Genomic DNA, 12,780 nt, shown 5'->3' with positions numbered 1-12,780 from the left:
GTTCAGGGAGAATCCGGCGTGGGGACCCAAGCTACTTCTCGGTCGCAAGACCTGGATCCACACGGTCGCCCACGCCGGGCTCTCGGCCCCCAAGGTGCCAGATCGGCAAGAGATAAGATCCACGCCATGCGTGGATGGCGCCCACCGGCGCCCAGAAATCATGCCCCCGCCGCGCTCACCCGTATCGCCAACAACTCGCCACCACCGCTGAGCGCATGCCGTTGCCTCTCGCCCCCCGCCAACCACGCGGTGTCTCCCGCCTGCAGCGCCGGCAGGCCACTATCGGCACCGAACTGCGCCTGTCCGGCCAGCAGATGCAGCGCCCACGCAACGCCCGGTTCGCAGAAGAAGAACATCGACCCCACCAGCGGCCGGTGCAGCAGTTCGGCCTGCAGCAGCTCGCGCTTCCACATCAGGTTGAAGTCGTGGGTGGTGCCATCGACCAGTTCACCGTGCAGCGTTTCCTCACCGGCAAAGCGCACCCGCCCGTGCGGCGGCAGCACCTGGGCCACGCGGCCATCCTCGAAACGCAGGCGCACGCCATTGCCCTGCAGCAGCACCAGTTCGCGCTCCACGCCGGGGAAGGTGGAGAACGCAGCGTCCTGCTCGATCTCGGCCACCGACAGGCGCAGCGCCCAGTCATCACCCTGTGCGGGCAGGCGCAGGATCTCGCGGGTCCAGCCAAGTCCATTCCGCCAGCGTTCGCGACGATAGTCCAGGCTGGAAATGACCTGGCTCGGAGTGTGCAACAGGGAGTCGACGTTCATCGGCACATTGCATCACGCCACGCGCCATCATGCATCACCGCGTAGCGAGCGTGCCCTGGCCACCGCATCCGCCGGCCAGCAGCTGCGAGTGCTTCAGCCAATCCTGGTCAGGGTAGTAAGCAAACACCATCGTGCCGCCACGCAACGCATCGATCAGCGGCTTGGCCACCGAAAGGCGCACCGCCGGGCAACCCAGGCTGCGACCCAAGCGCCCCTGCAGCTGCGCGGTGGCCGGGTTCACGTACGGCGCACCGTGGATGACGATCGCGCGTTCGCGCGCACGGTCGTTGAAGCCCGGCTCCAGCCCGGCCAGGCGCAGCGAATATCCATTACCGCCCATGTAGGTCTCCTGCGCGGTGAACGCGCCGAGGCTGGACATGAAACTCCCATCGCGGTTGGAGAAGTGCTGGGTGCGGTTCTCGCCGCTGTTGCGGCCATGCGCCACCCATTCCTCGAACAGCAGGCGCTGGTGGGCTAGGTCGAACACCCACAGGCGCGGCTCGGTGGACGGCCGCGAATAATCGATCACGCTGAGACGATCACCGTTGATGCCCAGCTCCGGCCGCTGCAACGCACAGCGCATGGCGTGCGCCGCCAGCTGCAACACGTGGCGGTCGGCCTTGGGCGCACTGCGCGACAGCAAGGCAGCCAGATCATCAGCGCTGGTGGCAAGGGCGGGCGTCTGTGCCAGCGCCGGGGCGCTGGCCGAGGTCGCCAGCAGGCCGAACGCGGCCAGCCGGCACAGGCGGGATGCAGTCATGGGCACAACGAGGGGACTCAGTTGCCCTTGAGGGTGGACCCTGGCGGCTCGGATTCCAAGACCGGCTGCATTCCGGATTCAGCCGGGCTTGGGCGGACCGCCGGCAACGAGGTCACCAGCAGGGTCGTGCCCGGCACCAGCACCTGGTACAGCTGGCGGGCAAAATCGGCCGGCAGCGCCATTGGCAACGAGGGCGTGGCCAGCAGGTCCGGGGTGGCCTGGGCACGATCCTGGCCCAGCAGCGGATAGGCCGTCCACTGGTGCAGGCGCTGGTTCACGTCCAGCGGGCTGGGCGTATCGCTGTAGCCCTGCCCCATCACGAACAGCGTGGTGCCCTGGAATGCCGGCAGGGCGTCGGCCTTCAGCGGCGACTCGCCGATCATCACGCCATCGCGCAGCACGTACAGGCGCTGGTCATGCAGGCTGACCAGGATGCCGACCTGCCCGGCCGGGGCTGCGCTGTCGTCCCACCAGGCCTGCGCCGGGGCCCCGCCCTCGGTTTCCGGCAAAGCCTGGCCGCGCGCGTTGACCGGGGCCAGCACCGAAGGATAGGCCAGGGTCATCGGCGAACTCTTGGCGTCGGCCACCACCACCGTATCGCCGCGCTGGGTTTCGCTGAACAGCTTCTGCGCGAACGCCTGCGGCAGGCGCACGCAGCCATGCGAGGCCGGATGCCCGGGCAGGCTGCCGCCATGCAGGGCGATGCCATCCCAGGTCAGCCGCTGCATGTAGGGCATCGGCGCGCTGTTGTAGAGGTTGGACCTGTGGTCCTTGTCCTTCTGCAGGATGGTGAACACGCCGGTCGGCGTCTCGTGCCCGGCCTTGCCCGAGCTGATCGTGGTCAGGCCGATGGCGATGCCGTTGCGGTAAACGTAGGCACGCTGCTCATCGAGGCTGACCACCAGCACGATCGGGCCGGTCGGCGAGATTTCCGGATGCCACAGGTACTCGCCCGGTTTCAGGTCGGTCGGCCCGCGCACGTCGGCGGTGCTGGCTTCGGCCGCAGGCTTGGCTGTCGGCGTCGGCGCAGCGGCATGGGCCAGCAGTGGCAGGGTCAGTGCCAGGGCGAGCATCAGGGTCGTGGGGCGGTGCACAAGCATCCAGCGGGGTCCTTTCCATGCGGAGCGGCCACCGTACACCATCGGCCCGTGGTGGCCGCGGCAAAACCAGGCGCCGGAAATGAAATTGCCCGGCGACACAGCCATGTGTCGTGCCGGGCAATCGTTACGTCCTTGTCGGCCTGCTGCCGCCCCCTCGCATCCTGCGCTGTGGGGGTAGCGTTGCATCCTGCACGCGGCCGCGTCTGTCCTGTTTGTATCTCAGCCCCTTCCACAGGTCTGTGATGCCACCATCCTGGTGATTGGTGCCGCGTCCTGCGGCGGTCGGTGGTCACGGCCTTCCTGTCCGTGACCGGTGAACCAGCCTCCTGCCGGTTCCGACGATTCCTGCTGTCAGCGCCTGGGTACGGTCCGCACCGGTACCGATCCGGGTACCGGATCCGCCGGCAACAACCTGTTGCCTACGGTGATCCGCTGTCGATTCCGTTCGACGATCGCTTTCCCTATTCCCTTCACCTGCGTCAGGTCCTCGACGCGATGAAACGGGCCGTGTCTGCGCCGGTGCTCGACGATCGCCTCGGCCTTGGCGGCTCCGACCATCGTCAATCCCTGCTGCAGCGCCTGGGCATCGGCGCGGTTGATGTCGATCGGTTCGGCGGCATGCGCCCCAGCGATCCCCACTACCAGCACCAGCGCCCTCAACACGACAAACCAAGGCACGACGTGTATCTCCCTGTGATTCTGGCCGCCCCGACCGGCAATCCCGTCGGCAGGAACAGTGTCCGTCACCACATGTGCACAGCCTATCGGTTTCCCGGATTTCCGTAAGCCAGCCAAATACCCGACGTGATGTAGGAAAAACCCTACCCGCGGCACAGGCGTAGAATGGCCGGATCAGCCCATGCAACCGGAGTTTCAGATGGACAGCGCCAAGCTCGGCCAATTCGTCAATGACAAGTGGGACAGCGAAATCGTCCCGCAGTTGGTCGACTACATCCGCATTCCCAACAAGTCGCCGATGTTCGACGCCAATTGGGTGCAGAACGGCTACATGGAACAGGCGGTCACCCTGATGGAGAACTGGGCCAAGGCCCAGCAGCTGCCCGGCCTGAAGGTTGAAGTGGTGCGCCTGGAAGGCCGTACCCCGCTGATCTTCCTGGAAATTCCGGCTACCGGCGCCGAAACCGGCGACGACACCATCCTGCTCTATGGCCACCTGGACAAGCAGCCGGAAATGACCGGCTGGGACGACGACCTCGGCCCGTGGACCCCGGTCCTGCGCGGCGACAAGCTGTACGGCCGCGGCGGTGCGGACGACGGCTACGCGATCTTCGGCTCGCTGGCTGCGGTACTGGCACTGCAGGCCCAGGGCCTTCCGCACGCCCGCTGCGTGGTGCTGATCGAAGCGTGTGAAGAGTCCGGCAGCTATGACCTGCCGGCCTACGTCGACCACCTGGCCGACCGCATCGGCAAGCCGTCGCTGGTGGTCTGCCTGGATTCGGGCTGCGCCAACTACGACCAGCTGTGGTGCACCACCTCGCTGCGCGGCCTGACCGGCGGCAATTTCACCGTGAAGGTGCTCAACGAAGGCGTGCATTCCGGCGATGCCTCCGGCGTGATCCCGTCCAGCTTCCGCCTGCTGCGCCAGATCCTTTCGCGCATCGAGGACCAGGACACCGGCCGCATCCTGATCGACGGCATGAACGTGGAGATCCCGGCCGAGCGCCTGGAACAGGCCAAGCGTGCCGCCGAAGTGGTGGATACCGAGATCTTCGAGAAGTTCCCGATGGTCGACGGCCTGCGCCCCATGAACGAGGACCTGACCGAGCTGGTGCTCAACCGTACCTGGCGCCCGGCGCTGTCGGTCACCGGCGTCGGTGGCATGCCGCCGCTGGAATCGGCCGGCAACGTGCTGCGTCCGCAGACCTCGGTGAAGCTGTCGCTGCGCCTGCCGCCGACCGCCGATGGCAAGACCTGCGGCGAGCTGCTGAAGGAAGCACTGCTGCGCGACCCGCCGAACGGCGCGCAGGTCACCCTGGACCTGGAAAAGGCCTCCACCGGCTGGAATGCCCCGGCGATGGCGCCGTGGCTGACCCAGGCCATCGACGACGCCAGCCAGGCCTTCTTCGGCAAGCCGGCGATGTACATGGGCGAAGGCGGCTCGATCCCGTTCATGGGCATGCTGGGCGAGAAGTTCCCGGGCGCGCAGTTCATGATCACCGGCGTGCTCGGCCCGCACTCCAATGCGCATGGCCCGAACGAGTTCCTGCACATCCCGATGGGCAAGAAGGTCACCGCCTGTGTGTCCAAGGTGATCAGCGAGCACTACGCCGCCAGCCTGCGCGGCGAGACCAGCGGCTCGCCGGTGGCTGCCGACAGCGGCACCCGCCACGGCGACCACGGCTGCTGCTGATCCGGCACTCGTGACGGACGCAGCCTGGCCTTGCTAGGCTGCGTCCACACTCAAGCGGAATCCGCGCGCATGAATGGTCTGTTCGGCAGCAGCAGCTGGCTGTACATCCTGCTGGTCGGCTTCTTCGTCGGCCTGCTCGGGCGTTTCTTCATGCCCGGCAACAACCGCATGGGCTGCCTGCTGACCATCGTGCTGGGCATCCTTGGTGCCCTGCTGGCCGGTTGGTTCGGCCAGTACATGGGCTGGTACGCCCCCGGCGAACCGGCCGGTTTCCTCGGCGCGGTGGTGGGCGCGGTGGCCGTGCTGGCCGTCCTGCGCCTGTTCAGCGGTCGCCGCTGACGCCGCTCCCCCTTCCCTTCCTGTTGCCGACGTTGGCGCGCCCGGCGCGCCCGGATATGCCCGCATGACCGAACCCGCCTCCGATCCCCAGCGCAGCGCGCAGCGCCTGCAGTGGGCCCGTACCCAGCTCGATGATGCCAACGCGGTGGTCGAACGCGCTTCGGTTGACGCCGGCATGCGCAGCTACTGGCGCACCACCAGCACGCGCGGCAGCCACATCGTGATGGACGCCCCGCCGGGGCTGGAAGATCCGCGGCCGTGGCTGCGCATGCGCGGCCTGCTGCACGACAGCGGTCTGCGCGTGCCCATGCTGCTCGCGCAGGACCTGGATGCCGGCTTCCTGCTGCTGGAAGATCTCGGCGGCCCGACCCTGGCCAGGATCCTCGACGAGCGCAACGCTGACGAATGGTTCGGTCGTTCGATCGAGCAGCTGCTGCGCCTGCAGGCGATCCCGGTGCCGGCCGACTTCGGCCAGTTCGGCGAAGCACTGCTGCAGCGCGATGCCGGCCTGTTCGACGAATGGTTCCTGCAGCGCCACCTGAACCTTGAACTGGACTGCGGCGAGATCGAAGGCCTGCAGCTGGTGCATCGCCGCCTGATGGACAACGCGCTGGGCCAGGCCCAGCTGATGACCCACCGCGACTACATGCCGCGCAACCTGATGCCGGTCGACGACGGCCCCGCGGTCCTGGATTTCCAGGACCTGGTGCGCGGCCCGATCGCCTACGATGCGGTGAGCCTGTTCAAGGACGCCTTCCTGAGCTGGCCACTGCAACGCGTGGACGAATGGCTGGCGCAGTATCACGAGCGCGCCCGCGACACCGGCCTGCCGGTGCCCGACCGCGCCACCTTCCTGCGCGATGCCGACTGGATGGGCATCCAGCGCCACGTGAAGATCCTGGGCCTGTTCTGCCGGCTGCGTTACCGCGACAACAAGGGCCATTACCTCGACGACGCACCGCGCTTCATCACCTATCTGGATGAAGTGCTGCCGCGCTACCGCGAGCTGGCACCGCTGCAGCAGCTGCTGGACGACCGCATCAAGCCGGCACTGGCCGAGCTGGGCGCGCCGATGCGCGTGGCCCGATGAAGGCGCTGGTCTTTGCCGCCGGCCTCGGCGAGCGCATGCGCCCGCTGACCCTGCACACGCCCAAGCCGCTGCTGGAAGTGGCTGGCAAGCCGTTGATCGTCTGGCACCTGGAACGCCTGGCCGCACTCGGCGCGCGAGAGGTGGTGGTCAACACCGCATGGTTGGCCGAACAGTTCCCGGCGACGCTTGGCGATGGCAGCCAGTGGGGCCTGCGCCTGCATTTCCTGTACGAAGGGCAGACCCCGCTGGAAACCGGCGGCGGCATCCTCAACGCCCTGCCGGTGCTGGGCGATGCCCCGTTCCTGGTAGTGAACGGCGACATCTGGACCGATTTCGATTTCGCCACGCTGCCGCGCGAGCCGCAGGGCCAGGCGCACCTGGTGCTGGTCGACAATCCGGTTCAGCACCCGAATGGTGACTACCGCCTGGATGCACAGGGGTTCCTGCACCACGACCGCGAAGGACCATGCCTGACCTATGCCGGCATCGGCGTGTACCGTCCTTCGATCGTGGCCGACTGGCGCGCGGTGATCGGCGATGCGCCGGGCAGCGAGCGGCTGCCACCGAAGTTCTCGGTGGTGCCGCTGCAGAAGCACTTCATGGCGCAGGGGTTGATGACCGGGCAGCACCATCGCGGGCGCTGGACCGACGTCGGCACCGTGGATCGCCTGCGCGCGCTGGATGCGGAGTTGGCGGCGAACGGCTGAGCCCCTCGTGGCTGGACGTTTTGAGAGCAGTAGCCTTGCTTGGCCGGGCGGGGTGGATTCGCGGGGGACGCCGTGAACCCGTCCCTGGGGGCTTGGCCGCGGCATCCATGCCGCGGACACCCCCGCGAATCCACCCCGCCCGGCCCCTGACAGTTTCCGTGCGCGTCCAGCCACGGAAGAAAGAAAGAAAATCAAAAGCGGATCGCTTCGCTGCGCTCGCTCTGGTGACGACCAACGGTCGTCACCCACCACAAGCAAGACACGTATCGACCAAGGTCGACACCCACCAACAGCAGTGCAGTACAGAGACCAGGCAGATCGCGGGAACCTGTCGAAGGCGGGGTGGCTCAGGTTGCGGGGGCGTGAGCGCCATGGATGGCGCGATCGAGGCTACAGGGACGTACTTGCGCCGTCCCCCGCAACCTGAGCCACCCCGCCTCCCCTCAGGAAGCCAGCTTTTGATGTTGCTGTTGAAGTTGCCGGCCAGCGGCCGGCACTACCGCGGGTGCAGGGCGCAGCCCTGCCGAACAACATCCCTCAGTAACGAGGCCGGCCTTCTTCCAGCACCTGGCGCAGGAACGGCACGGTGATCCGCCGCTTCGCCGCCAGCGATTCGCGGTCCAGCCAGTCCAGCAGGGTGATCAATCCACCCAGCTCACGGCCGGTGTGCGACAGCAGCCACTCGATGGCCGCTTCGTCGATGGCCAGGCCGCGTCGCAGTGCACGCTCGCGCAGCACCGCCGCCCGTCCTTCCTCATCCAGCGGCTGCAGCAGCACGCGCACGCACTGGCCCAGCCGCGAGCGCAGGTCCGGCAGCACCAGGCCCAGTTCGCCCGGCGTCTTCTGTGCCGTGTACAGCACGGTCACGCCCGCAGCGCGCGCACGGTTGTGGAAATCGAACAGCGCGATCTCATCCTCGCGGTTGCCGGCAACCTCGTCCAGGCCGTCCAGCGCCACCAGTTCGCGCGCTTCCAGCCCATCAAGCGCCGCACGGACACGGCCGGCGGCGCTGGCCAGCGGCACGTACGTCGGCAACCGTCCGGCCTGCTCGGCGCTGGAGCACATCGCCAGCGCCTGGTGGGTCTTGCCGGTTCCCGCCGCACCTTCCAGGTAGACCCAGTCGTGGCTGGCGCCAACCGCGATCGCGCGCAGCTGCGCCAGCGCGCCATCCGGCGCGCCGATGAAGGTCTCCAGGCGCTGGTCCCGCGGGTAATGCAGGGCCAGCGGCAGTTGCGGCACACCCATCACTTCAGGTCGGGGCCCTTGTCGTCCGGAACGATGATATGGGGCGCGTCGACCACGCCATCAAGCACGATCGCCGGCTTCTCGCCCACGTACAGTTCGCTCTGCCGATAGCGCTGGTGGGCATAGCGCAGCAGCACGTTGGTCACCGCCGCTACCGGCAGCGCCAGCAGCATGCCGAGGAAGCCGAACAGCTGGCCGCCGGCCATCACCGCGAAGATCACCGCCACCGGGTGCAGGCCGATCTTGTCGCCGACGATGCGCGGGGTCAGCACGTAGCTTTCCAGCAGCTGGCCCACGGTGAACACCACGCCGACCAGGATCAGCAGCTTCAGGTCGAAGCCCTGCGCCTGCACCAGCGCGGCGATCACCGCCATCAGCACGCCGGTGGTCGCGCCCAGGTACGGGATGAAGCTGATCAGGCCGGCAATCAGGCCGATCAGCAGGCCCAGCTTGAGGCCGACCAGCGACAGGCCACCGGCGTAGATCACGCCCAGCGCCAGCATCACCAGGAACTGGCCACGGATGAACGCACCCAGCACCTCGTTGGATTCACGCGCCAGCGCGCTGATGGTGCCGATCTGGTTGCGCGGAATCACCGAGGCCACCCGCTCGACCAGCTTGTCCCAGTCGCGCAGGAAGTAGAACGCCAGGATCGGCAGCAGCAGGATGTTGACCACCCAGGTCACCATCGCAAAGCCCGAACGCGAGACGTAGCCCATGAACGTGGTGGCGAAGCCGCCGGCCTGCTGCCAATGGCTGCGCACCCATTCGATCAGGCGGTCCGGATCCAGCCACTGCATCACTTCCAGGCCGGTCTTGTGCTCGAACCAGGGGATGCCGGTCTGCATCAGCCACGCCTGCGCCTGCGGCGCGGCCGCGATCAGGGTGGTGATCTGGCGCTCGATCATCGGCACCAGCACCAGCAGCAGTGCCACGATCACCAGCACCATCGCTGCGAACACCAGCACCACGCCGGTCATGCGCGAGCGGCCGGTGGCCTCGATGCGGTCCACCAGCGGGTCACCCAGCCAGGCCAGCGCCAGTGCCAGCACGAACGGGGTCAGGATCGGCGCCAGCAGCCACACCACCCAGCCGATCAGGCCGGCGAACAGGATGTACTTCAGCCGGCGCAGGAACTGCGCGATTTCAGCTTCCGGGCTCAGGATCATCGCAGGCGGTACTCGTTGCTGACCGGCGCGGCCACCGGGGCACCGGTGGTGTCATCGATCGGGGTCGGCAGGGCCGGCAGCGGCGCGCTTGGCACCAGCACGCCGTTGTCGCCAAGCATGCGGTTGAAGCCGGCCAGGCCGGTGGTCATCTCCACGCTCAGCTCCAGTTGGCCGGCCGAGGCGTGCAGCGGGGTGACGTTGCGCACCACCGGCACCTCGCGCAGGCCAGCGGCCAGCCGCAGGTAGTCATCGGCGCTGTTGATGCCGGTCACCACCAGGCGGTAGGTGCCGGCCTGGCCGACGGCCACGCCGGCCTTGGCATAGCGCTTGACCAGCGCATCGGCGGCACCGTCGGCACCGGCGGCCATCGCGCGCATGGCGTTGGCGTCCTTGCTGGTCCACTTGTTCAGTTCGCGGCCGTTGTCGACGAACACCCAGTCCGCCTGCCAGCCACCATTGGCGCGGTACAGCTTGCCGATCAGCTGCATCGGCGGCGAGTAGCGCGAGGAGGCACGGGCCACGGCGGCGCTGTCCTGGCGCCAGATGGCACCGGCCAGGGCCTGTTCGGCAGCACCGCCGCTGGGCAGGCCCAGCTTGTAACCCCGCTCGATGGCGCGGTTCAGCAGCGGGCGGGCGGCATTGGCCTGCTGCACGCTGACCAGGCGCGGGCCACTGCCGTCGTCGACGGCCAGCCACAGCACCGGCTTCGGTCGCGGCTGCGGCCACAGCGGCAGGCCCAGCGCCGAGACCAGCGAATCGACGTCATCCTCGCGGAAGCGGGCCACCAGCAGGGTCCGGAAGCTCGGTGCGCCGCTGGCACCCACGCTCTGGTCCTGCTTGTAGTCGTAGCTGGCCACGTAGTCCTTGGCATTGCGCAGCGCCTGCACCACGCCGGGGCGTGACATCACGTTGCGATCGCCGGACAGCTTGCCCAGCACCACGCTCAGGGCACGGGCCAGGGCACCGTTGCGATCGGCCTCGGCCTGGCTGTTGACGGGCACTTCGGCCTCGTAGGCCCCCGAAGCGGTGGCGACATCTCCCTCGGTGCGCAGGCCGCTCTGGGCCATCGTGGCCACCGGCAGGCTCAGTGCAAGGAGCAGGGTCAGAATCAGGCTGCGGCGCATCAGGACATCCATTGGCTCGACGAATCCGGGGGAATTGTTGCCCGAATACGGCCTTTGCGCCAATGCGGCCTGTTAAAATCGCTCATTCAACCCCTGCCAGCGCCGACGCCCGTGACCAACACCCCGTCTTCCGCCCCTTCCCCCCTCACCTACCGTGACGCGGGTGTCGACATCGACGCCGGCAACGCGCTGGTCGAGCGGATCAAGCCCCTGGTCAAGCGCAGCTTCCGCCCGGAAGTGATGGGCGGCCTGGGCGGCTTCGGCGCCCTGTTCGACCTGTCCAACAAGTACCGCGAGCCGGTGCTGGTGTCGGGTACCGATGGCGTGGGCACCAAGCTGAAGCTGGCCCACCAGCTGAACCGCCACGATACGATCGGCATCGACCTGGTCGCCATGTGCGTGAACGACGTGCTGGTGCAGGGTGCCGAGCCGCTGTTCTTCCTGGACTACTTCGCCACCGGCAAGCTGGACATCGACACCGCCGCAGCGGTCGTGGGCGGCATCGCCAACGGCTGCACCGAGGCCGGCTGCGCGCTGATCGGCGGCGAAACCGCTGAAATGCCCGACATGTATGCCCCGGGCGAGTACGACCTGGCCGGCTTCACGGTCGCCGCGGTCGAGAAGAGCGAGCTGAAGGACGGCGCCAGCGTGGCCGCCGGCGACGTGCTGATCGGCATCGCCTCGTCCGGCCCGCACTCCAACGGCTACTCGCTGGTGCGCCGCATCTACGACCGCGCCGGCCGCCCGGCCGACCTGGAGCTGGAGGGCGGCGTGAAGCTGGTCGACGCGCTGATGGCACCGACCCGCCTGTACGTGAAGCCGATCCTGGCACTGCTGAAGTCGCACGGCGAGGCCATCCACGGCATGGCCCACATCACCGGTGGCGGCCTGACCGAGAACATCATCCGCGTGGTGCCCGACGGCCTCGGCCTGGACATCCAGGCCTCGTCCTGGACCCTGCCGCCGGTGTTCCAGTGGCTGCAGAAGGAAGGCGCCGTGGCCGATAGCGAGATGTGGCGCACCTTCAACTGCGGCATCGGCTTCGTGCTGATCGTGGCAGCCGACCAGGTCGCCGCCGTGTCCGAGGCGGTCAAGGCGCAGGGCCTGGACCACTGGACCATCGGCCAGGTGGTCACTGCTGAAGGCGCCGAGCGCGTCCACATCGGCTGAACCCGGCCCCGAGGAGCCCGCATGGACGCAATGCCCCCGCTGCCCCCTACCCCCGTGCCGCCGCCAACGACGGCGGTACCGGCGTTCAGCCCCCAGGACGCCGACCACCTGCGCATGCTGTCAATCGCGCACTACGTGGTCGGCGGCCTGATCGCGCTGTTCTCGCTGATCTTCATCGTCCACATCGTGCTCGGCGTCACCGCGCTAACCGGCAACCTGCCGATGAACTCCGGCGGCCAGCCCTCGTCGCCGGCCGAACAGCGCGTGTTCGGCTGGATGTTCGTCGTGATCGGCTGTGTCATCGTGTTCGGTGGCGTCACCCTGGGCGCGTTCGTGGCCTACGCCGGCCGTTGCCTGGCCCGCCGCCGCCGCTACCTGCTGTGCCTGATCGTGGCCGGGCTGGCCTGTCTGTTCACGCCGATCGGTACCGTGCTGGGAGTACTCAGCCTGATCACGCTGCTGCGTCCGCAGGTCAAGGCCGCGTTCGACACAGCGGGCACGGCGGCATGACGAGCCCGGGCGCACCTCCGCCGCTGCCGCAGCAGACCCTGGCGCACCTTCAGCTGGGCAGCCACCTGCAGACGCTGAAGGTGCTGTTCTACGCGCTGGCGGTTTTCCACTGGATGGCCGCGCTGGCCTTCCTCGGTTTCATCGGCCTGGTTGCCAGCTCGCGCGGGCTGGACGATGGCGCGGTACTGGCCACCGTGTACGGCGTCGTTTCAGCGCTGGCTGCCGCGCTGGGCTTCGTGCAGCTGCACACCGCGCGCCTGCTGTCGCGCCGCACCGGGCTGGCCTGGTGCCAGCGCGCGGCCTGGCTGGCGGTGCTGGCCGGCCCGCTGGGCATGGCCCTGACCGCCTATGCCTGGGTGTTCCTGTCCAAGCCTGACATGGCCGCCCTGTTCGACCGCGGCGACCATCTCCGCGTCTGAACTTGCCGG

At 68.1% G+C, this 12,780-nt stretch carries 14 protein-coding genes; 7 read left to right on the top strand and 7 right to left on the bottom strand.

Annotation, left to right across the window (positions count from 1 at the left end):
• Positions 1-158: 158 nt before the first annotated feature.
• The 4 genes from AC5QAB_RS19205 to AC5QAB_RS19190 form a co-directional block, all read right to left on the bottom strand.
• Positions 159-767 (bottom strand): HutD/Ves family protein, encoded by a 609-nt coding sequence (locus AC5QAB_RS19205; RefSeq protein ID WP_241884088.1) that lies wholly within the window; start codon positions 765-767, stop codon positions 159-161.
• A 34-nt stretch (positions 768-801) separates the two neighbouring features.
• The gene (locus tag AC5QAB_RS19200) at positions 802-1,527 is read right to left on the bottom strand and encodes a murein L,D-transpeptidase catalytic domain family protein (RefSeq protein ID WP_032957373.1); all 726 of its coding nucleotides are present in this window, start codon (positions 1,525-1,527) and stop codon (positions 802-804) included.
• Between the two features lie 17 nt (positions 1,528-1,544).
• Positions 1,545-2,627 carry a L,D-transpeptidase gene (locus tag AC5QAB_RS19195; protein ID WP_041863141.1) on the bottom strand — a complete coding sequence of 361 codons (1,083 nt, stop codon included), beginning with the start codon at positions 2,625-2,627 and terminating at the stop codon, positions 1,545-1,547.
• Positions 2,628-2,978: 351 nt separating this feature from the next.
• A complete protein-coding gene (locus AC5QAB_RS19190; RefSeq protein ID WP_014036262.1) occupies positions 2,979-3,305 on the bottom strand; it encodes a ComEA family DNA-binding protein in 327 nt (108 codons plus the stop codon).
• Positions 3,306-3,504: 199 nt separating this feature from the next.
• On the opposite strand from AC5QAB_RS19190, the gene AC5QAB_RS19185 reads away from it, so the two are divergent.
• The 4 genes from AC5QAB_RS19185 to murU all read left to right on the top strand — a co-directional run bounded on the left by AC5QAB_RS19185 (position 3,505) and on the right by murU (position 7,134).
• A complete protein-coding gene (locus AC5QAB_RS19185) occupies positions 3,505-4,998 on the top strand; it encodes a M20 family metallopeptidase (protein WP_032957377.1) in 1,494 nt (497 codons plus the stop codon).
• Positions 4,999-5,067: 69 nt separating this feature from the next.
• The gene (locus AC5QAB_RS19180) at positions 5,068-5,337 is read left to right on the top strand and encodes a GlsB/YeaQ/YmgE family stress response membrane protein (RefSeq protein WP_005415577.1); all 270 of its coding nucleotides are present in this window, start codon (positions 5,068-5,070) and stop codon (positions 5,335-5,337) included.
• 64 nt (positions 5,338-5,401) lie between these two features.
• On the top strand, positions 5,402-6,427 hold the full coding sequence (locus AC5QAB_RS19175) for an aminoglycoside phosphotransferase family protein (protein WP_241884087.1): 1,026 nt from the start codon (positions 5,402-5,404) through the stop codon (positions 6,425-6,427).
• The gene (gene murU, locus AC5QAB_RS19170) at positions 6,424-7,134 is read left to right on the top strand and encodes an N-acetylmuramate alpha-1-phosphate uridylyltransferase MurU (RefSeq protein ID WP_241884086.1); all 711 of its coding nucleotides are present in this window, start codon (positions 6,424-6,426) and stop codon (positions 7,132-7,134) included. The genes AC5QAB_RS19175 and murU overlap by 4 nt, the downstream gene beginning before the upstream one ends.
• A 537-nt stretch (positions 7,135-7,671) precedes the next feature.
• Here murU and hda read toward each other — a convergent pair.
• The 3 genes from hda to AC5QAB_RS19155 are packed head-to-tail and all read right to left on the bottom strand — an operon-like array spanning position 7,672 to position 10,684.
• A complete protein-coding gene (gene hda / locus AC5QAB_RS19165; RefSeq protein WP_495233570.1) occupies positions 7,672-8,379 on the bottom strand; it encodes a DnaA regulatory inactivator Hda in 708 nt (235 codons plus the stop codon).
• A complete protein-coding gene (locus tag AC5QAB_RS19160) occupies positions 8,379-9,548 on the bottom strand; it encodes an AI-2E family transporter (protein WP_014646246.1) in 1,170 nt (389 codons plus the stop codon). Before AC5QAB_RS19160 ends, hda begins: the two co-directional genes overlap by 1 nt.
• Positions 9,545-10,684: a DUF2066 domain-containing protein gene (locus AC5QAB_RS19155; protein ID WP_032957235.1), complete on the bottom strand. Its 1,140-nt coding sequence runs from the start codon at positions 10,682-10,684 to the stop codon at positions 9,545-9,547. Before AC5QAB_RS19155 ends, AC5QAB_RS19160 begins: the two co-directional genes overlap by 4 nt.
• A gap of 99 nt (positions 10,685-10,783) precedes the next feature.
• Here AC5QAB_RS19155 and purM point away from each other — a divergent pair, with 99 nt between their 5' ends.
• From purM to AC5QAB_RS19140, 3 genes are read left to right on the top strand one after another with little or no spacing between them, the layout of a single operon-like run.
• A complete protein-coding gene (gene purM, locus AC5QAB_RS19150; RefSeq protein WP_014646244.1) occupies positions 10,784-11,842 on the top strand; it encodes a phosphoribosylformylglycinamidine cyclo-ligase in 1,059 nt (352 codons plus the stop codon).
• Positions 11,843-11,863: 21 nt separating this feature from the next.
• Positions 11,864-12,352 carry a hypothetical protein gene (locus tag AC5QAB_RS19145; RefSeq protein WP_032957615.1) on the top strand — a complete coding sequence of 163 codons (489 nt, stop codon included), beginning with the start codon at positions 11,864-11,866 and terminating at the stop codon, positions 12,350-12,352.
• On the top strand, positions 12,349-12,771 hold the full coding sequence (locus AC5QAB_RS19140; protein WP_014646242.1) for a hypothetical protein: 423 nt from the start codon (positions 12,349-12,351) through the stop codon (positions 12,769-12,771). The genes AC5QAB_RS19145 and AC5QAB_RS19140 overlap by 4 nt, the downstream gene beginning before the upstream one ends.
• The last annotated feature ends 9 nt before the right edge of the window (positions 12,772-12,780 follow it).

It is taken from the genome of Stenotrophomonas sp. YJH_SMC_127, assembly GCF_059372445.1.
The sequence above is the reverse complement of the archived record's forward strand: the minus strand, read 5'-3'. Positions and strand labels throughout refer to the sequence as shown.